Raw genomic sequence first — 19,172 nt, 5'->3', positions numbered from 1 at the left:
GTTGCGTGTCAGTCGGGAACGGGGATGGCGCTGCGCGGCACAGCGGCTTCACGCAGCGCCGGGCGCGGTATTTGGGCAGTGCGAGCCATCGGGCCGCGATAAGCCTCGGCCGGCAGGCTCTGGTCGAGCATGGCCTGTGCGCCAACTGGGCCGGCCGGGGGGCGTTGTGCGGACGAAACGGCGGCGAGATAGCGTTGCCCGTCGGGAGCCGGGCTCGGCAGGGCGGCAGCCGGCTCTGCTGATCTTGCCTGCCGGGTCGCCGGCGCCGGCTGCGCGGCTCGCGTCCTGGTGGGGTTGGCCGCACGGGCCGGGCTCGGCGCGGGCGCGTTCGCAATGTCCGGCTGCAGGCCGATTGCGATCTCGTCGAGCGCGGCGGCGATCTCGTCGAGCGTCTGCGTCTTGCGACAGATCCGGGCGCGCCAGGAGGCCGCGCCGCCGAGTGCGTCGCGCACACGTTTGTCGTCACGCTCGAGCCACTGCCAGGCATAGACGCAGCGCTGCCCGTCGGGACCGGTGGCGACGGCGAGTCCGTAGGGGCCGAAGCCGTTGCGGCGCGGCTGGGATACGATTCGTAGCGCCCGCCCGGGAAAGGCCGCGGCGATTTCGGCCTTGATGCCGGCCTCGCTCGGTTTGCCCGGGAACAGCCCTGGCACTGGGGTGGCGCTATGGACCGCGAGGGTCAGCAGGTTGCGTCCGGTCCCGCCGCGAGCCGGCAGTTCGATCTCCTGCATCACTCCCTGCGTCGGGCGCTGCTCGCGCAGTGCCGTGGCGCGATCGCGTCGGTCGGGCAGGTACAGCAACGCGGCCTCGGGCTGCAATGCGCTCCAGGTCGCGGCGGCGGGAGCGCCGGCCAGTGATTCGAGCGGTTGCGTGGCGGCTGCGTCGCGCGGCTGGGAACAGCCCGCGGCCGAGAGGGTCGCGACACCGGTGAGTGCGGCGAAGGTCGCGCGCCTGAGGCGGCTGGGGAAGGAAGGGCTCATGATCGGTTCTCTTCAGCGCCGGAAGCGGTTGGCGGCGGCGTCGGCGGGGCTGGATTCGCGCTCCGGCGTCTGGCCGGTTCTGGTTGCCCTCTGAGTCTGGCCTGCCGTCTCGGCCCAGAGCGTCCCGCGCGCCGGGGCGCGCTCGGCGGTGGCGATGTCGTTAGGGGCCGTCTGTCCGTTCCAGCCGGGCAGCAAGGTGAAGCCGAATGGTTCGTAAGGCATGGACGCGACTCCGCCGACGCGGCGCGCCACCAGCGGGCGTGCCTCCGCGGCGCGCGGGCGCAGCGTGTCGCTGCTGCGAGCGGCCTCGGGATAGCGCAGCGGATTTTCGGGCGAGACGGCAGTGGGGAAACCGGCGCGCTTCATCGCCAGACTCGCATCGGAAACGATGGTGCCGGCCGGCTGCGGAACCCGGATCGTGGCGATAAGGCCGGAGCGGCCCGCATCGTAGGAGGCCGTCCGCGCCGCAGGCTGTGGATCGCAGGGGCCAGGCGCTTCACTGCGAGGATCCGGCAAGGCGAGCGCCACCACCTTGGGGAAGAGTCCGTCATAACGGTTGATGAGCTCGGAGAGGTCCTTGCCGCGTTTCAGCCGCTGCAGGGCCAGTGCCTGGCCATAGACGGTCGCCTCTTTCGGCAGCCAGGCGCTGGCGCGCTGGAACCAGTCGAGCGCGGTCTCGAACTGGCAGGCGTTGTAGGCGTACCAGCCGAGCGCCTGTGCGCCCTCGCCGGAGCGGCTGTCGAGCGTGACGCGGGCATAGCGTGAAAGCCGCTCGGGCTCGATCGCCGGAGGGCTCGGCTGTGTCAGTTCGCCTTCGAGCACATCGATGAACAGGATGGCGTTGTTCACCAGCGGCTCACGCCAGGCGAAGGCGACCTCCTCGGCCTCGCGGCGCTTGCCGAGCCGGAGCAGGGTATGGGCGAGCCCATGCGCCACCATGGCGTCGCCGCCACGCGCGATCGCGAGCTTGAACCAGCCGAGCGCGTCGCTTGGGCGGTTCTGCTTGAGGGCGAGCCAGGCCACCAGCGCCGCCTCGTTGGCGTTCTCGGAAGCCCGCGCCTGCGCCTCGAAGGCGGCAAGCTCGGCAGGGTCGAGCGCGCTCTTGCGCTCGTCATGCAGCACCGCGCCAATCCGCCCGCGCGTGATGTCGAGCGCCAATGCGGTGAATTCCGGTGCGCCCGCGGCATCGGTCTTGCCCATCGCCAGCAGGAGTTCGACATCGACCATCGGCAAGAGGCCGATCGCCTTCTGGATCGTGGCGCTGCGCTCTCTCGGGTTGCTGCGGCGGGTCAGGATCGCGCCGTAGAGCGCAAAGGCCTCGGGCTGGCGGTCGCTGCGGGCGAGACCTTCCGCCACCGCCCAGGCAAGCTCGACATCGTCGACGTCGCTGCCTTTGCCGAAATCACCGGCGAGCTCGGAGACGCTGAGCCATTGCGCACTGCCGGCTTTGGCCAGAACGGCTTTGCGCAGCTCCTTGTGACGTAGTTTCCGGGCGAGATCGTCGGAGGGCTGCCAGCCGGGCTCGGTGCGCTTGCGCTCTGCGATGGTGCGCTTCAGCCCCTCGATGTCGTCGGCCGAGAACAGGGCCCAGAGCGGCTTCTCGTCGGCCTGGCCCGGCCGCGCTGTCCAGATGTCCTCCGGCAGGGTCCAGCCGGGATGCAGGGCGGCGAGCCGCCTGCCTTCGGCCTCGGCACGCTTGACCTGTCCCTGCGCCGCATAGAAGCGCAAGGCAGTCTCGTCGACGTTGTGCTCCTGCGCCGCCGCCGACAGCGTCAGGGCGAGCAGGGCGGCCAGGCTCAGCCTGAACATGGGGGTCAGTCCTGCAGGCATGACGGATACCTCATCCGGGCGGCGGTGAGCGCGAGCAGGGCCAGGGTCGCCGGGTAGTAGTTCTCGCCCGCCTGCGGCGTGCGCAAAGCGCGGGGCAGTGCAGTGCCCTTGCTGGCGCAGGCGCTGAGCGCCGGCAGCGCGCCATATCCGCGCTCATCGAGCCAGAGTGTGGCCTGACCCCGCGCCAGGTCGATCAGCGGCAGGCCGCGCCCCTCGCGCCTGTCCCAGGCGGCAAGGAAGCCCTCGTGATGGCGCGGCTGGTCGAAGCCGGCCCAGGCGAGATAGAGCGGGATGCGGATGGCGTTGTAGGAGAACTGCGCGGGGAAGCCATCGGCGGGCAGCGGCTCGCCGCTCTTCAGGGAAATCCAGTCGCTCGGCAGCTTGGCCGGGCCGAAACGGGCCTTCTCGATCAGCCTGAGCCCTGCGCGGGAGAGGCCGCCCCAGTCGAATTCCGGGGCAACCAGCGGCAGCCGGGCGAAGGCGGGGAAGACGTAATAGGACAGGTTCAGCACCGGCCCGTCGGCGCGATCCTCGGCTGAGAAGCCGGCCATGCCGGGCAGCAGCAATGCGCCATGGCTGCTCTTGAGCAGGATCAGCTTGCTACCGATCTCGACGGCGATGCGCCGGGCGGCGATGCGGTAGGAGAGGTCGCCCCAGGCTTCCGCCGCTTCGGTCAGCGCCCAGGCGATCAGGAGGTCGCCATCGGTCGCATTGTTCATGTCGGCGACGGCGGGGCGCTTGTCCGGCTCCCAGCGCCAGGCGGCGAGTTCGTCGCCGCGCACGAACAGATTGGCGCGCGTCCAGCCCCAGATCGCCTCGAAGCCGGTGCGGTCATCGGCCGCGACCGCCAGCAGCATGCCGTAGCCCTGGCCCTCGCTATGGCTGATCTGGCCGTTGGCGGTATCGACGATACGGCCGCTTTCGCTGACGAAGCGGCTCTTATAGGCGCGCCAGGCTTCCTTGTTCGGCAGCATGTTGTGCAGGGCGATGGTGTCGCGCGTGCTTTCGGCCGCGTGGCCGCGGGCAAAGGGCGCAGCGATCAGGATCAGCATCCCGGCCGCGAGGGCCAGAGCGCGCCAGATGGCGGTCATTCCTGCCTCCTGCCGGTGTTGAGGACGAGGAGGAGCGTCGAGGCGGCAAGGCATAGAACCAGCGCCAGCGCGATCCCGACATAGGCGAGCGGGTTGAGCGAGAGCCAGCCGGCGGCGACGAGCCGGGCATTGGCGAGGTCGTAGCCCTGCGTCGCCACGAAGCGCTGGCGCTCGCCGGCGGGCACGAAACGCAGCGTCTCGTCGCTCGCAAGCGCGCTGATCCGGCCGCTGAGCCCGCTCCAGATTTCGGGATGCGTCAGACACTCCACACCGGCCAGGAGCGTGTCGGCATCGGCGGCTGTGATCAGGGTCCAGAGATGGCCGGCCTTGCTCGAGGAGAAGTCCTTCTCCGAGGCGAAGTCCTGGCCGACCAGCAGCGCGGTACGGCCGGTCACGATTTCGGCCTCGGAGCCGGCTCCGGGAGGCTCGGCCGGCTGCCAGAAGGGCAGCGCCGGCAGGCTCGCGCGCAGGCCGAGCACAGTGAAGCCGTTCGCGGCCTCAGGCTTCGGCTCGCTGCCGACGGGCGTGGCGAGCCGCGCCGGCGGCAGCGCGCAGCGCCGGGCCAGCGCCTCGGCCTCGGAGGGGAGTGCGCGCCGCTCGGTCTGTGTCGGTTGCCACGATGTCCTGATCCGTTCCGGATCGAGCCCGGCGCCACGTATCCAGGCCGGATCGAGCAGCGGAGCGGCTGCGACGAGCAGCACCTCGCCGGCATCGCTGGTGGGCGGCGTCATCGTGAAGGTGAAATCGATCGGCTTTCCCGCGGCGACGGCAAGGCGGGCGGCGAGCGTCGCGGCGGCGGCCATGCTGGGGCGGTCGGGGGCCGGCACGAACAGGATCGGGCGTGCGCCCTCGCGGCTGAAGGGGTAGCCGCCGGCCGCAAGCAGAGACAGTTCCGGCGAGCGGCCGATCCGCGCCTGGCGCGGCAACACCAGTTCACTGCGGTCGAGCAATTGCAGCCGGGTCTCGCTGGCGCTGGGCGAGACGCAGGTCTCGTCGGCGGGTTTCGGCACCTGGGCCAGCACTTCGATACGGTTCTGGCCGGGCTGCATCAGGCTGAGCGGCAGGAAGATCTGGTTGCGTTCGAGCGAGCCGGCCGCACCCGGCGCCAGCATCTGCGTCGCCGCATTGCGGCCGTTGACCTCGACCAGCACATGGGCGTCGCGGGACAGGTCGCGGCCATGCGAGCCGGCCAGGCTCAGCGTCATGCGGTCGTAATCGGCCGGCAGGAAATCGCCGGGCAGCGCCACGTCGAGCCTGAGCCGCATCAGCCGACCGGAGAACTCCGTGCTGGCGAAACCGGTCTGGCTGAAGACGATGCGCTCGGAGGCGCCGCTGGCGACGAAGCCGGGCAGGGTGGAGAGCGCGCGCAGGCCGGCCGATGATCCCGTCAATGCCGCAGTCGAGCTCCGCTCGCTGTCCCAGCGCCGCAGCGCCTCGTCGAGATCGGCGGGGCTCGTGCCGGTGATGACGAAGGTGGCGGCGCGCTCGGGCCGGGCCGGCAGGAAGCCGTAGCGCGGGCCGGTAACCGGGCCGAGATCGGCGAGATTGGCCTGGCCGCTCAGCTCTTCGGCGGTCCCGATCGCGAGTTCAAGGCCGGGGTCGGCGCGGCCGGTCGTGACGAATTCGATGGCCGGATGTTGCATGCGTCCGGCCAGCGTCGCGATCTGCGCCGCCCTGATGGCCCGGCCGGCGCTCTCCGGTGTCAGCTTGCCGGCGAGCAGCAGGCGGATCGGTGTGGCCCCGTCGCCGCGTGGGGCAATTGCGGCGATGTCCGCCGGGGTCTCTGGCCCGAGGCGTGAGGAACCGCCGGTGAAGAGCAGTCCGCTGCGCGCGGGGTCGAGCGCCGTCCAGAGCTCATAGGTCGCAGCCGGCGAGCAGTCGACGCGGTGGCGCTGTTCGACCGTGATCTTAACGGCGTTGAAGCCGGCGTTCAGCAGCCCCGCGGGAATCTCGAAGATGCGGGTGGCGACCGAATCCGGCGGGGCGAGTTCGGTTTGCGCCACGATCTTGTCGTTGATCGCCAAACTCAACCGCGAGCCCTCGGGCATCACCGAGATCGCCGAGAGGAAGGCGAGCTGGAACCTGGCCGGCTGGCGCGCCTGCGCTTTGGTTAGGTAGACCGGCCATTCCGCTTGCGCCCATTCGCCGTTGAAGCGGAAGCCGCGCAGTGTCGCCGGCAGCCGGCGCAGGGCGTCGGTCGCGAGGATCTCGCTGCGCGGAGCGGGGGTGGGCACGCCGGAGACGCTGGCCGGCACGGGCGCGGACTCGCCGCGGGGCTCGGTCGGCAGCACGAAGCTGCGCACCGGGCCAACGCCGACGAAGCTCTGCGCGCGGACGGCGACCGTAGCGAGGAGTGCGACGCCGGCAAGGCAGGCGGCGAAGGCGGGTCCGTGCCTCATGGTGTCAGGCTGCTCCGGCGAGCAGCGGGGCCGTCGCGGACCTTTCGGGCCCGGCTGGCGTGGAGAGGGCCGTGATGCTGGCAAACCAGCTCGCCTGATCGAGCCGCGCCGGAGCCGCTTCGGGCAGGTGCAGCGGCGCGGCCAGCGCCTGGATCGCGCCGGCGAAGCTGGCGGGGTCGAAGGCGGGCACCGGCTGCGGCCCGGCGCTCTCGGCCTGGGCAGGCGCCTCCGTGGCGACGGGGCGCTTGCGGAAGGCATAGGCGACCGCGCGGAACGGTTCGGTCACGCCCCAGAGGGCGAATCTGGCGCTGCCGCGAACGAGGCCGATCGGCTTGCGGCGACCTTCCAGGAAGCGCTGGATCGCGCCGGCGTCGCCATACATCAACTCGGCGACCGCCGGATAGTCACGCGTCGTGAGGCTGGCGAAGGCAAGTCCGCAATCTGCTGCCTCTCCGATTTGCGTCACGCGGCTCAGGCGCACTGCGACCGGCGCGCGCTCCGGATTGCCGGCGAGCGGTTCGATCGCGAGCAGACCCATGGTCTCGCGCGCCTCCAGGTTCACGCCCTTCGGCAGCGCCGCGATCGCGATCGCGCAGCCGCCGGCCGAGACGTTCTCGATCGAGACCGGGATCGCCTGTCCTGCGACGATCAACCTGCCGTGCCGCGCTATGGCGAGGCGGGGATGCCGGTCGGCTTGCCTGCGCTCCGCGACGGCGCCGAGCGCGACGCCGGCGATCAGCAGGTTGAAGCCGGTCCACAGGCCTACGACCAGCATCAGAGCGGTGACGCCGGGCTCGAACAGATAGCGGAACACCGCCGTGCCGACGCCGAGCGCCAGCAGCGCGAAGATCGCGAAGAACGGCCAGGCCAGTTCGGAGAGATGGTCGTTCTCGAGCGAGAGCCCCTTGGCGGTGACGTTGAAGGTCGGCTTGCGCGGCGAGGCCACGACCGAAACGATGGCGCGCGCCAGGAAGACGCCCTGCACGTATTCATAGAGCTCCGACATCCAGGGCCAGCGGACATGGCCGTAGAGATAGCTCTGCATCACCATGTTCACGGCGACGTAGGAGAGCGTGTAGGCGATCGTCTCGTCGACGCTTGAGACGAAGATCTTCACGTCGAAGAAGATGTGCAGCAGCGGCGCGATCATGAAGATCAGCCGTGGCACCGGGAAGAACCAGAAGGTCATGCTGGAGAGGTAGGCGATGCGCTGGATCGGCTTCAGGCCTTTGCGCAGGGCCGGGTTCTTCAGCATCAGGATCTGGAACATGCCCTGGCACCAGCGCGAGCGCTGGCCGATGAAGGAGGCGAAGGTTTCCGGCTGCAACCCCGCGATCAGCGGCTTGTCGACATAAAGCGAGGTCCAACCCTGGGCGTGCAGCTCGAAGGCGGTCTCGCAATCCTCGGTGATCGTGATGCCGGAGAAGCCACCGGTGGTCTTCAGCGCGGCGCGCCTGAGCAGCGCCGCCGAGCCGCAGAAGAACGAGCCGTTCCATTTGTCGAGCCCACGCTGGGTGACGCCGTAGAACATCTCGTTCTCCGACGGCATGCGCTGGAAGGTGCGCAGGTTCTTCTCGATCGGGTCCGGGTTCAGGAAGACATGCGGCGTCTGCACCAGGAAGAGCTTCGGGTCGCGGGCGAAATGCCCGACCGTCTCGCGCAGGAACTGCCGGAACGGCGCGTGATCGGCGTCGAACACGACCACGATCTCGGCCTTGGAATGGGCCAGCCCGTTGTTGAGGTTGCCCGCCTTGGCATGCTCGTTCTTCGTCCGCGTCAGATAGACGGCGCCGAGCTCGCGGCAGAGCGTCTGGAGCGAGACGCGGCGGCGCCGTGCGGCGGCGGCCTTGGCCTCGTCGCCATCGTCGCATTTCTGGTCGGTGCCGCCATCGTCGAGCAGCCAGACGGTCAGCTTCTCCGCCGGATAGTCCATCGCCTTGGCGGCAGCGACCGTCATGGCGAGGATCGCCTCATCCTCATTGTAGGAGGGGATGAAGACATCGACGCTCGGCAGCGTCGCATCGTCCTCGCGCGGCAGGGCTTTGCGGCGCAAGGGGTCGGCGTTGATGATCAGGCTGATCGCCAGCACGAAGGCGCAGAACAGTTCCGCCCCCAGCAATACGACGCCAAAGCCGAAGCCGACGGGATCGGCGAGCGGCGGCAGCGTCGCGGTCACGCGCCAGTAGAGATAGCGCAGCAGCACGGCGCTGCCGAGCGTCAGGAAGAGATAGCGCGACCAGGCGGCGCGCGGCAGCTGCCCGATGATGATCAGCCCGGCGACGACGACGAGGCTGAGCGCGGCTTGGGCGGAGACGCTGACCGGCTGGGTCACCAGCGCGAACATGCACAGCCCGCAGGCGAGCCAGCTCGCCCAGCGCAGGCCGGAGGCCAGGCGTTCGCGGCGTGAGGCGGTGGAGGCGGGGAGGTGGAGCGCGGCGTCGCTCATCAGAACTGCGCCCTGACGTCGATGGTGCCGTAGGCGCCGCCCTTCTGATCCCGGTCATACAGATAGCCGCCCGAGATCGAGGTCTGCACCGGGCCGAGCGCGAGCCCAGTCAGGTGGATGCCGGCGCGCCACTGGTTATAGAAATCATTGCCTAGGAAGGCGATTTCGGGGCCGAGATAGACGCCTTCGCCGATGCGGTATCCGGCCCGGAAGCGAGTGAAATAGGCCTTGTCGTTGGTGGTGATCGAGCCATAGGCCGAGACCATCGTTTTCTCGGTCGGGCGGGCGTAGAAGTCGACCGCCGTTTTCAGCCCGTAGCTCGTCCCGACCACCTGATTGTCGGGGTCGTTCGCGGAGAGCCCGGTATTGCGGAGGGACAGCCCGATATAGCCAGCGAGTTTCGCCTCCCGCCAGATCCACTCATAGCCGAGCATGGCCGAGCCCTCGATCTGGTCGGCCTGGATCTTGGCTCCGCTCGCGGCTTTGTACTCATAGGTGCCGGCCATCGCATCAACCTTGATGCGCGCGCCGCTCTGGCGCAGCGACCCATCGATGGCGACCGTGCCGCCGACATTGGCGAAGACCGAGTTGGTGGAGGTCACGGTGGTCGAGGCGTCGAGGCTGACGATCCAGTCGTCGGCCGGCTTGGGCGTTGCGGCCCCGGTGTACCAGTCCGCGGCCTGTGCCGGGGCGATGGTCACTAGCCCTGCGGCCAGCAATGCGATCCCGCTCGGTAAAAGTTCAAGACGCAACATCGACACCACCCAACCCGTTCCATGCCGGCTTCTTGACCCTCTGTCGGGGAGGCTCCGGCCGGGTTCGAAACTCCGGTTGGCGCTGTAAACAAAGGCTTTCCAGCGGGCCCTGCAGCGGGGCGCCTGCCGGCCTAGACCGTTCGGGCTGCGTGGCCGCTCAGCTGGAGAATCGTGTCCGGAGCGGAGATGCCGTCACGGCAACCCAGGCGTGCGGCCGGGGCGGGCATTTGCCTCGAATGGGCGTGAAGTGCTTAACCGGGCGGCAAGCATGAGCAACGCCTGGAAACATCGCCGCCTTCACCTCGGCCGAATGGCCTAGTCCTTTTGCGGGGGGCGGGGCGCTGCTGCCTGTCACGGTCGGCCAAACACGGTTTTTCGTGGCTGGCGCGCTTCCGTGCTTCTGCCGTTAGCGTTAACCCAACATGAAGGTCCAAGGCGCTTCCTGCCGGAAGCGGCTATGGTGCCGTAACCAGTTTCGAGCTGCCGCAGCCATGGTCACCTCTCCCTCCTGCGCTCTCATCGCCGATGACGATGCCTTTTTCCGCATTGCGCTCGGCGCGCTGCTGACCCGACAGCTCGGCTTCACCACGGTTCTGGAGGCGGCCTCGCTCGATGACGCGCTGGACCTGCTCGGTACGCGGCCCGAGATCTCGCTCGCCTTGTTCGATCTCTCGATGCCCGGCATGAAGCAGGCCGCAAGCCTGGCCGCCGTGCGCGAATGCGCCGAGCACGTCACTTTGGCGGTGGTCTCCGGCTCCTCCTCGCGGCAGGACATCCTGGGCGCGCTGGGGGCCGGCGTGCATGGCTATATCCCCAAGGCGCTGGGGCCGGCCGAGCTGGTCAAGGCGCTGGAGACGGTGCTTTCGGGACAAATCTATGTGCCGCCGATCCTGGCCCGGGCGGGCTCCGCCGAGATGTCCGTGGCGCCGGTGTCGGCCGACAAGGCGCAGGAGTGCCTGGCGCGCCTCACGCAGCGCCAACGCGAGGTGCTCCAGGCCCTGGTCGCCGGACGCTCCAATAAGGAGATCGCTCGGCTGCTCGGCCTCGGCGAAGGCACGGTCAAGATCCATGTCGCGGCGCTGCTGCGCACGCTGCAACTGCCCAATCGCTCGGCTGCTGCCGCCTTCGGAGCGCGCGAACTCAGGTGACACTGACGCCTCTGTGGTCGGGACGAACCCGATCCAGATGCGCAGAGCCGGCTCGGGAAACCCGGATGGGTGGGATATCGGACACCGCCATCCGCGGGCGATTGCGGGCGTTGTCAGCTGTCGGCGTTTCCGAAAGATCTGCGCCCAGCAAGCAATCGATTGCAACGTCGAGCGCGACGCATATCAGGTGCCGGACTTGGCGCGTACAGCTGCGATCTTGCCGCTCGCGGTGCCGATCTCCGCGCGCTCCGAGAGCGTTTGTGACAGCTTTGATGACAGGATGTCATCTGTCTGTCACACAGAAGGTGTTCTGACGGGGCCGCTGAACATGCGATCCAGAGAGGACATCTCAATGCGCAAAATTCTCATTCTCGCGGCCGCCTCGATCGGTCTGTCCGGCGCCGTCCAGGCTGCCGACATCACCGGCGCCGGCGCGACTTTCCCCTTCCCGATCTACGCCAAATGGGCTGAAGCCTATAAGAAGGAGACCAATATCGGTCTCAACTACCAGTCGATCGGTTCCGGCGGCGGCATTCGCCAGATCAAGGCCAAGACTGTCGCCTTCGGCGCCACCGACGCCCCGCTGAAGGGCGAGGAGCTGACCAAGGAAGGCCTGATCCAGTTCCCGACCGTGATGGGCGGCGTCGTTCCTGCGATCAACGTGGCCGGCATCGAGGCCGGCAAGCTGAAGCTCACCGGGCAGCTCATCGCCGAGATCTATCTCGGCGACATCAAGAAGTGGAACGACCCCAAGATCGCCGCGCTCAATGCCGGCGTGACCCTGCCCGACGCCAGCATCAACCCGGTCTATCGCTCGGACGGCTCGGGCACGACCTTCGTCTGGACCGATTATCTGTCGCGCGTCTCGCCCGACTGGAAGACCAAGATCGGCGCCAACCAGTCGGTCCAGTGGCCGGTCGGCATCGGCGGCAAGGGCAATGAGGGCGTCTCGGCTTCGGTCAAGCAGGTCGCGAACTCGATCGGCTATGTCGAATACGCCTATGCCAAGCAGAACAAGCTCTCCTTCGCGCTGGTCCAGAACGCCGACGGCAACTACCCGGCCCCCGACGACAAGGCCTTCCAGGCCGCCGCCGCGAATGCCAACTGGAACGAGGCTCCCGGTTTCGGCATCTCGCTGAACAACCAGAAGGGCGCGCAGGCCTGGCCGATCACCTCGGCGACCTTCATCCTCATCCACGCCAAGCCCGAGAAGCCGGAAGAGGCGCAGGCCGCGCTGAAGTTCTTCGACTGGGCCTATAAGAGCGGCGACGAGCTCGCGACCGGCATCGACTACGTGCCGCTGCCGGGCAAGGTCAAGGACATGGTCCGCGCTGCCTGGAAGGGCGTCGTCGACAACTCCGGCAAGCCGATCTTCTGATCGCCCGCCGTCATGGCCGGGCTTGACCCGGCCATCTCATTCAGGAGGCGCAGCTCCGAGCTTTCGGATCTGCGCTTCGCTCCGCCCAGGAATGACGGACAACCCACGCTACCGGAGCCCCGCGGATGACCGCCGTGACCCAGACGATGCCTGCTGCGCCGCTGCGCAAGACCCCCAAGGGCACGTTCGACCTCGTCTTCCGCAATGCCAGCTTCCTGGCCGCGCTGTTTGTGCTGGTGCTGCTCGCCGGCATCATGTTGTCGATGGTTATCGGCGGCTGGCCGGCCTTCCGTGAATTCGGCTTCGGCTTCATCACCTCCAGCGTCTGGGATACCCAGAACGACCAGTACGGCGCCTGGCCGGCCATCGTCGGGACGCTCTCGACCGCGCTGATCGCGCTGGTCATCGGTGTGCCGCTGTCGCTGGGCATTGCGGTCTATCTGACGCAGCTCGCCCCGCCCTGGTTCAAACAGCCGGTCGCGACCGCCATCGAGCTGCTCGCCGCTGTGCCCTCGATCATCTATGGCATGTGGGGCCTGTTCGTCTTCGTGCCGCTCTTCGCCGCCTATGTTCAGGTGCCGCTCTCCAACATCGTCGAAGGCCTGCCACTCGTCGGCACGGTGCTGTATTCGCGCTCGCCATCGGGGCTCGGCATCTTCACCGCGGGTATCATCCTCGCTTTCATGATCATCCCCTTCATCGCCTCGATCACGCGCGACATGCTGGAGCAGATCCCCTCCGTGCTGCGTGAGAGCGCTTATGGAATTGGGGCGACCACCTGGGAAGTCGTGCGCCATGTCCTGGTGCCCCAGGCCGGCGTCTCGATCATCGGCGCGGTCATGCTCGGCCTCGGCCGCGCGCTCGGCGAGACCATGGCGGTGACCTTCGTCGTCGGCAACGCCAACCGGCTCTCCGCCTCGATCCTGGATCCGGGCTCGACCATCGCCTCGCGCATCGCCAACGAGTTCAACGAGGCGCTCGGCTTGCAGCTCAACGCGCTGATCGCGCTCGGCTGCATCCTGTTCTTCGTCACCTTCGTCGTCCTCGTCATCGCGCGCATCCTCGTCTCGCGCGTCAAGAGCTACTGATAAGCAAGAGCTACTGAATAAGGCCGCCGATCATGAGCATGACGACACCCTCCACCGTGCGCCAATTGCCCCAGGCCGAATGGGGCCGCGTGCGCCCCTCGCGCCGCACCGCCGACAAGGCGATGAAGCTGATCGCCACCGGCTTCACCTTCCTCGCCATCTTCGTGCTGTTCTGGATTCTCGGCATGCTGATCGTGAAGGGCGTCGGCGGGCTTTCGCTCGCGACCTTCACCCAGGTCACGCCCGGGCCCGGTTCCGAGGGCGGTGGCCTTGCCAACGCCATCGTCGGCTCGATCGTGCTGACCTTCCTCGGCATCGCGGTGGCGACGCCGATCGGCGTGCTCGCCGGCACCTATCTCGCCGAATACGGCAAGGGCTCGCAGCTTGCCAATCTGATCCGCTTCATCAACGACATCCTGCTCTCGGCGCCCTCGATCCTGATCGGCCTGTTCGTCTACGTCATCCTGGTCGAGCCCTTCCGCGGCTATTCCGGCTGGGCCGGCGGCGTCGCGCTCGGCATCATCGCGATCCCGGTCATCGTGCGCACCACCGAGGACATGCTGCGGCTGGTTCCGGGGCCATTGCGCGAGGCTGGTGCGGCGCTTGGCGCCCCGCCCTCCGTCGTCATCACCAGCGTCACCTGGCGGGCGGCGAAATCGGGCATGGTCACCGGCATCCTGCTGGCGCTCGCCCGCATCGCCGGCGAGACCGCGCCGCTGATCTTCACCGCGCTGAACAATAATTTCTGGTTCTCGCCGACGCTCTCTGGCGGCGTCTCGAACCTGCCGGTGACGATCTACCAGTTCGCCTCGGCCCCTTACGAGAACTGGCAGCAGCTCGCCTGGGCCGGTTCGCTGATCATCACCGTCTCGATCCTGCTGCTCTCGCTGATCGCGCGCCGTATCGTGCGCGGCAGCAAGTGAACGGCTATCCTGAACCCTCGTCGCGTTCGATCTGAAGGAAGAAGTCGATGCTTTCGACGCTGGAACTGAGCCCGCAAACGCTCGATGCCGAAGCCCCGGTCAGGATCGCGGTCAAGAACCTCGATTTCTACTACGGCGAGCACAAGGCGCTGAAGAGCGTCAATCTCGATTTCCGCGACCGCCATGTCACGGCGCTGATCGGCCCCTCGGGCTGCGGCAAGTCGACCCTGCTGCGCATCTTCAACCGCATCTATTCGCTTTATCCCGAACAGCGCGCCACCGGCGAGGTCATCCTCGACGGCCGCAACGTCATCTCCAACGATGTCGATGTGAACGAGCTGCGCTCGCGCATCGGCATGGTCTTCCAGAAGCCGACGCCCTTCCCGATGTCGATCTACGACAATGTCGCCTTCGGCATCCGGCTCTATGAGAAGCCGCCGAAGTCGGAACTCGACGACCGCGTCGAGGGCGCGCTGCGCCGCGCAGCGCTCTGGGACGAGGTCAAGGACAAGCTCAAGGCTTCGGGCATGGGCCTGTCGGGCGGCCAGCAGCAGCGCCTGTGCATCGCGCGCACCATCGCGCAGAAGCCGGAGGTGATCCTGTTCGACGAGCCGACCTCGGCGCTCGATCCGATCTCGACCGGCAAGATCGAGGATCTGCTGGAGCAGCTCAAGACCGATTTTACCATCGTCATCGTCACCCACAACATGCAGCAGGCGGCGCGTATCTCGCAGTACACCGCCTTCATGTATCTCGGCGAGGTGATCGAGTTCGCGCCGACCAACACCATCTTCATGAACCCGCACAAGAAGCAGACGCAGGACTACGTCACCGGCCGCTTCGGCTGACTGTCCAGTTCCGCTCCCGCTTCCAGAGGATCCGCCGCGATGACCGAACATATCGTCCGCTCCTACGACGCCGAACTTGAGGGGCTGCGCCGCAGCCTCGCCGAAATGGGCGGCATGTCCGAGCGCATGCTCGGCGATTCCACCGTGGCGCTGGTGCGCCGCGACACCACGCTCGCCCAGAAGGTGATCAGCGCCGACCAGCGCCTCGACAACCTCCAGCGCGATGTCGAGGAGCGTGCGGTCCTGACCATCGCGCGGCGCCAGCCGCTGGCGAATGATCTGCGTGAATTGATCTCGGCGATCCGCATCGCCGCCGACATCGAGCGCGTCGGCGATCTCGCCAAGAACATCGCCAAGCGCGCGGTCGCGATCTCCGGCCAGTTCCAGCCACCGCATCGCGCCGTGGTCGGGCTCGAGCACATGAGCCGGCTGGTCCAGGCCCAGCTCAAGGACGTGCTCGATGCCTATGCCGCGAGCAACGAGCAGAAGGCCATGGAGGTCTGGCGCCGCGACGACGAGATCGACGCGCTCTACACCTCGCTCTTCCGCGAATTGCTGACCTATATGATGGAAGATCCGCGCAACATCACCTTCTGCACGCATCTCCTGTTCTGCGCCAAGAACGTCGAGCGCATCGGAGATCACACCACCAACATCGCCGAGACGATCCACTATCTCGTCACCGGCGAGTCGCTCGATCTCAATCGCCCGAAGCTCGACACCACCGACATCAATGTCGAGGCGGTGACGGGGAGCTGATGGAATGAACGCACCGGCACCTTTCCCGTCATGGTCGTCCTCGGGCTGGTCCCGAGGATCATCCCGACCATCCACGTCTTCACCGGTCGAGACCTGTGTTCAAGACGTGGATGCTCGCCACAAGGGCGAGCATGACGGTGTGTGTCGGCTGAATGCCAGGAACGGAACCGCGCCATGCCCGCACGCATCCTGATCGTCGAGGACGAGGAGCCGCTCACGCTGCTCCTGCGCTACAATCTCGAAGCCGAGGGCTTCGAGGTCGACAGCGTCGCGCGCGGCGACGATGCCGAACTGCATCTGCGTGACCACACGCCCGACCTCGTCCTGCTCGACTGGATGCTGCCGGGCCTGTCGGGCATCGAGCTCTGCCGCCGCCTGCGCACGCGCAGGGACACGGAGCGCGTGCCGATCATCATGCTCACAGCGCGCGGCGAGGAGACCGAACGCGTGCGCGGTCTCGCCACCGGCGCCGACGACTATGTGGTCAAGCCATTCTCGCTGCCTGAACTGATCGCGCGCATCCAGGCGCTCCTGCGCCGGGCCAAGCCTGGCCATGTCGCGGGGCTGCTCGCGGCCGGCGATCTCGAGCTCGATCGCACGACGCGCCGGGTCCGCCGCTCCGGCGCGGAATTGCATCTCGGCCCGACCGAATTCCGCCTGCTCGAATTCCTGATGCAGGCGCCGGGCCGGGTCTATTCCCGCGCACAGCTCCTCGACGCCGTCTGGGGGCGCGACGTCTATATCGACGAGCGCACGGTCGACGTTCATGTCGGCCGCCTGCGCAAGGCGATCACGCCCGGCGATGCCAAGGATCCGCTGCGCACGGTGCGCGGCGCTGGCTACGCTTTCGACGAGACCTTCGCGCGAGGCTAAGAGCGCGCGTCATTCCAATATCGGGTCGGGGCGCTGCGGCCCCGTCGATTGTTGCAGGTAACGTTCCTCTTTAGTCTTGGCCGCTCATGCGCCCGCCAGGATTCGAGACCGTGATCTCCAGCCCCGTTTTTCCCGCCATCAAGGCTTTCGAAGCCGAGCTCATCGCCATTCGGCGTGACATCCACGCCCATCCCGAGATTGCCTTCGAGGAGGTCAGGACGGCGGCCCTGGTGGCGCGGACGCTGCGCGGCTGGGGCATCGAGACCCATGAGGGGCTGGCCGGGACCGGCGTTGTCGGCTCGCTGAAGGGCGAGCGCGGCGGGCAGCGCGCCATCGCGCTTCGCTCCGAGCTGGACGCGCTGCGCATCGAGGAGAAGAGCGAGATCGCGCATCGCTCGACCATTCCCGGCAAGATGCACGCCTGCGGGCATGACGGGCATATCGCCATGCTGCTCGGCGCCGCGCGCTATCTGGCGGAACACCGGGATTTCGGCGGCACGGTTCATTTCGTCTTCCAGCCGGCGGAGGAGGGCTTGGGCGGTGCCCGCGTCATGCTCGAGCAGGGGCTGTTCGAGCGCTTTCCGGTCGATGCCGTCTACGGCATGCACAACCAGCCGGGCCGCCGCGCCGGGGAGTTCGGCATCAGGCAAGGGCCGATGCTTGCCGCCAGCGACACCTGGGTCGTGACCTTTCGCGGAACCGGCGGCCATGGCGGCTCCGGCACTCATACCGCGACCGACCCGACGATCGCGCTGGCCAATTTCATCCTCGGCGTCCAGGCGATCGTCGCCCGCAATGTTCCCGCCGTCGAACCGGCGGTGTTGAGCGTAGGCCACATCAATGCCGGTGCTTTCAGCTCGCCCAATGTCATCCCCGCCGAGGTCGTCGTCACCGGCACGGCGCGCTGCTTCTCGGCCGCGGTGCGCGACATTCTGGAGCAGCGCCTGGGCGTGCTGGCCGAGGGCGTGGCGGCCATCCAGGGCTGCAGCGCCGAATACCTCTACAAGCGCCGCTATCCGCCCCTGATCAACAGCGTTGACGAGACGGCGCTTGCGGCGACGGTAGCCAGCGACCTCGTCGGCGCGGAGAAGATGGACACGCATATCCCGCTCAACACCGGCGCCGACGATTTCGCCTTCATGCTGGAGCAGCGGCCGGGCGCCTTCATCCGCATCGGCAACGGCACCGCGGCGGAGGGCAAGGGCAATCTGCTCCACACTCCGCTCTATGATTTCAACGACGATATTCTCGCTCTGGGCTCGACCTATTGGGTGCACCTCGTGCACAAGGAGCTGACATCGCAGGCCTGATCCCGCTCGCCGCCCTCCGGCAGCCGAAACCGGAGCTGGGCCGCAGGAGTTTGAGTTCATGCCGACATCCGACATCGCGATCATCGGCGCAGGCCCCTCTGGCCTGATCGCCGCCGAGCGGCTGTCCGCCGCCGGCCACGCCGTTACGATCTATGACCGCATGCCCTCGCCGGCGCGCAAATTCCTGCTCGCCGGTCGCGGCGGGCTGAACCTGACCCATTCCGAACCGCTGGATCAGCTCCTGACGCGCTATCGCGATGCGCAGGCCTGGCTCGAACCGGCGATCCGCGCCTTCCCGCCCCAGGCTTTGCGCGATTGGGCCGACGGTCTCGGCGCCGACAGCTTCACCGGCACGAGCGGGCGCGTCTTTCCCAAGGCGATGAAGGCCTCGCCCCTGCTGCGCGCCTGGCTGCGCCGGCTGGAAGGGCAGGGCGTGAAACTCGCATCGGGGATGCACTGGACCGGCTGGAGCGCCGACGGCGCGCTTGCCTTCCAGACCCGCGACGGCGGGGTCGAAACGATCCGGCCCGGCGCGACCTTGCTGGCCCTCGGCGGCGCGAGCTGGCCGCGTCTCGGTTCCGATGGCGGTTGGGCGCCGCTGCTCGCGGCTCGTGGCGTCGCCGTCGCGCCGCTGCTGCCGGCCAATGGCGGCTTCACCGTCGCCTGGTCGGCGATGATGCGTGAGCGTTTCGCTGGCGCGCCGTTGAAGCGCATCGTCATCCGCTTCGGTGAGCGTCAGGCCACCGGCGAGGCGATGATCGATGCCGACGGCATCGAGGGCGGCGCGATCTACGCGCTGTCGGGCCTGCTGCGCGAGGCGATCCTGCGCGAGGGCAAGGCGGCGGTGACGCTCGATCTGCGGCCCGACATGGAGACGGCGCGCCTCATCGAGCGTCTGGCGAAGCGCCGCAAGGGCGAGACGCTGAGCAACCATCTGCGCAAGGCGGCGGGCCTGTCGCCGGTCGCGATCGCGCTCCTGCGCGAGGCGAGCCCGCGCTTGCCTGAGGACGCAGCGGCCTTGGCGGCGCTGATCAAGGCCGCTCCCCTCATGCTCACCGGCCTCGCCCCGATCACGCGCGCGATTTCGAGCGCCGGCGGCATCGAAGCTGGCGCGGTCGCTCCCGATTTCATGCTGAAGGCGCTGCCCGGCGTCTTCGTCGCCGGCGAGATGCTGGACTGGGAAGCCCCGACCGGGGGCTACCTGCTGCAAGCCTGCTTCGCCACCGGCGTCGCGGCGGCGGCGGGGATGGAGGCGTGGTTGGCGCGGGCGTAAGTCGAGCCAGAAATCCCACTCCAGAATCTCCACGTCATCCTGGACAAGCGGCGGAGCCGCGCAGCTCCGGG

Annotated in this window: 15 protein-coding genes; 9 read left to right on the top strand and 6 right to left on the bottom strand. The window is 68.1% G+C overall.

What is annotated here, in order from left to right; translation table 11 throughout:
• Positions 1 to 8: 8 nt before the first annotated feature.
• From bcsN to bcsS, 6 genes are all read right to left on the bottom strand, one after another.
• Positions 9 to 980, bottom strand: coding sequence for a cellulose biosynthesis protein BcsN (gene bcsN / locus RMR04_RS26860; RefSeq protein WP_311911584.1), 972 nt, complete (start codon positions 978 to 980; stop codon positions 9 to 11).
• 12 nt (positions 981 to 992) lie between these two features.
• Positions 993 to 2,789, bottom strand: coding sequence for a hypothetical protein (locus RMR04_RS26855; protein WP_311911583.1), 1,797 nt, complete (start codon positions 2,787 to 2,789; stop codon positions 993 to 995).
• Positions 2,790 to 2,794: 5 nt separating this feature from the next.
• On the bottom strand, positions 2,795 to 3,901 hold the full coding sequence (locus RMR04_RS26850) for a family 8 glycosyl hydrolase (RefSeq protein ID WP_311911582.1): 1,107 nt from the start codon (positions 3,899 to 3,901) through the stop codon (positions 2,795 to 2,797).
• A complete protein-coding gene (locus RMR04_RS26845) occupies positions 3,898 to 6,300 on the bottom strand; it encodes a cellulose biosynthesis cyclic di-GMP-binding regulatory protein BcsB (RefSeq protein ID WP_311911581.1) in 2,403 nt (800 codons plus the stop codon). The genes RMR04_RS26850 and RMR04_RS26845 overlap by 4 nt, the downstream gene beginning before the upstream one ends.
• 4 nt (positions 6,301 to 6,304) lie before the next feature.
• Complete coding sequence (gene bcsA / locus RMR04_RS26840; protein ID WP_311915961.1) at positions 6,305 to 8,644, bottom strand: UDP-forming cellulose synthase catalytic subunit; 2,340 nt, start codon at positions 8,642 to 8,644, stop codon at positions 6,305 to 6,307.
• A 101-nt stretch (positions 8,645 to 8,745) separates the two neighbouring features.
• A complete protein-coding gene (gene bcsS, locus RMR04_RS26835; RefSeq protein WP_311911580.1) occupies positions 8,746 to 9,501 on the bottom strand; it encodes a cellulose biosynthesis protein BcsS in 756 nt (251 codons plus the stop codon).
• A 491-nt stretch (positions 9,502 to 9,992) separates the two neighbouring features.
• On the opposite strand from bcsS, the gene RMR04_RS26830 reads away from it, so the two are divergent.
• The 9 genes from RMR04_RS26830 (at position 9,993) to RMR04_RS26790 (ending at position 19,101) form a co-directional block, all read left to right on the top strand.
• Complete coding sequence (locus RMR04_RS26830; RefSeq protein ID WP_311911579.1) at positions 9,993 to 10,649, top strand: response regulator; 657 nt, start codon at positions 9,993 to 9,995, stop codon at positions 10,647 to 10,649.
• 352 nt (positions 10,650 to 11,001) lie between these two features.
• A complete protein-coding gene (gene pstS / locus RMR04_RS26825; RefSeq protein WP_311911578.1) occupies positions 11,002 to 12,027 on the top strand; it encodes a phosphate ABC transporter substrate-binding protein PstS in 1,026 nt (341 codons plus the stop codon).
• A 125-nt stretch (positions 12,028 to 12,152) separates the two neighbouring features.
• Positions 12,153 to 13,115 (top strand): phosphate ABC transporter permease subunit PstC, encoded by a 963-nt coding sequence (gene pstC / locus RMR04_RS26820; protein ID WP_311911577.1) that lies wholly within the window; start codon positions 12,153 to 12,155, stop codon positions 13,113 to 13,115.
• A gap of 32 nt (positions 13,116 to 13,147) precedes the next feature.
• Positions 13,148 to 14,038: a phosphate ABC transporter permease PstA gene (pstA, locus tag RMR04_RS26815; RefSeq protein WP_410492159.1), complete on the top strand. Its 891-nt coding sequence runs from the start codon at positions 13,148 to 13,150 to the stop codon at positions 14,036 to 14,038.
• Positions 14,039 to 14,085: 47 nt separating this feature from the next.
• Entirely contained in the window at positions 14,086 to 14,886 is an 801-nt protein-coding gene (gene pstB / locus RMR04_RS26810) for a phosphate ABC transporter ATP-binding protein PstB (RefSeq protein ID WP_311911575.1), read from the top strand.
• A gap of 39 nt (positions 14,887 to 14,925) precedes the next feature.
• Positions 14,926 to 15,645, top strand: a complete 720-nt coding sequence (gene phoU, locus RMR04_RS26805) for a phosphate signaling complex protein PhoU (RefSeq protein WP_311911574.1) — start codon at positions 14,926 to 14,928, stop codon at positions 15,643 to 15,645.
• Between the two features lie 174 nt (positions 15,646 to 15,819).
• Positions 15,820 to 16,518, top strand: coding sequence for a phosphate regulon transcriptional regulator PhoB (phoB, locus tag RMR04_RS26800; RefSeq protein WP_069689660.1), 699 nt, complete (start codon positions 15,820 to 15,822; stop codon positions 16,516 to 16,518).
• 110 nt (positions 16,519 to 16,628) lie between these two features.
• The gene (locus tag RMR04_RS26795; RefSeq protein WP_311911573.1) at positions 16,629 to 17,828 is read left to right on the top strand and encodes a M20 aminoacylase family protein; all 1,200 of its coding nucleotides are present in this window, start codon (positions 16,629 to 16,631) and stop codon (positions 17,826 to 17,828) included.
• A 58-nt stretch (positions 17,829 to 17,886) separates the two neighbouring features.
• The gene (locus RMR04_RS26790) at positions 17,887 to 19,101 is read left to right on the top strand and encodes a TIGR03862 family flavoprotein (RefSeq protein ID WP_311911572.1); all 1,215 of its coding nucleotides are present in this window, start codon (positions 17,887 to 17,889) and stop codon (positions 19,099 to 19,101) included.
• The last annotated feature ends 71 nt before the right edge of the window (positions 19,102 to 19,172 follow it).

Origin of the sequence: Bosea sp. 685, from assembly GCF_031884435.1 — a bacterium.
Taxonomy (GTDB): domain Bacteria; phylum Pseudomonadota; class Alphaproteobacteria; order Rhizobiales; family Beijerinckiaceae; genus Allobosea.
Note: the sequence above shows the minus strand (reverse complement) of the source record. Positions and strands in the feature narration are given on the sequence as shown.

Bases quoted from the DNA above. Each gene is read 5' to 3' on its own strand.
- pstB (WP_311911575.1), top strand. From the start codon at position 14,086: ATGCTTTCGACGCTGGAACTGAGCCCGCAAACGCTCGATGCCGAAGCC.
- bcsA (WP_311915961.1), bottom strand. From the start codon at position 8,644: ATGTTCGCGCTGGTGACCCAGCCGGTCAGCGTCTCCGCCCAAGCCGCG.
- bcsS (WP_311911580.1), bottom strand. From the start codon at position 9,501: ATGTTGCGTCTTGAACTTTTACCGAGCGGGATCGCATTGCTGGCCGCA.
- pstC (WP_311911577.1), top strand. From the start codon at position 12,153: ATGACCGCCGTGACCCAGACGATGCCTGCTGCGCCGCTGCGCAAGACC.
- phoB (WP_069689660.1), top strand. From the start codon at position 15,820: ATGCCCGCACGCATCCTGATCGTCGAGGACGAGGAGCCGCTCACGCTG.
- RMR04_RS26845 (WP_311911581.1), bottom strand. From the start codon at position 6,300: ATGAGGCACGGACCCGCCTTCGCCGCCTGCCTTGCCGGCGTCGCACTC.
- RMR04_RS26850 (WP_311911582.1), bottom strand. From the start codon at position 3,901: ATGACCGCCATCTGGCGCGCTCTGGCCCTCGCGGCCGGGATGCTGATC.
- RMR04_RS26790 (WP_311911572.1), top strand. From the start codon at position 17,887: ATGCCGACATCCGACATCGCGATCATCGGCGCAGGCCCCTCTGGCCTG.
- phoU (WP_311911574.1), top strand. From the start codon at position 14,926: ATGACCGAACATATCGTCCGCTCCTACGACGCCGAACTTGAGGGGCTG.
- RMR04_RS26830 (WP_311911579.1), top strand. From the start codon at position 9,993: ATGGTCACCTCTCCCTCCTGCGCTCTCATCGCCGATGACGATGCCTTT.
- RMR04_RS26855 (WP_311911583.1), bottom strand. From the start codon at position 2,789: ATGTTCAGGCTGAGCCTGGCCGCCCTGCTCGCCCTGACGCTGTCGGCG.
- pstA (WP_410492159.1), top strand. From the start codon at position 13,148: ATGAGCATGACGACACCCTCCACCGTGCGCCAATTGCCCCAGGCCGAA.
- bcsN (WP_311911584.1), bottom strand. From the start codon at position 980: ATGAGCCCTTCCTTCCCCAGCCGCCTCAGGCGCGCGACCTTCGCCGCA.
- pstS (WP_311911578.1), top strand. From the start codon at position 11,002: ATGCGCAAAATTCTCATTCTCGCGGCCGCCTCGATCGGTCTGTCCGGC.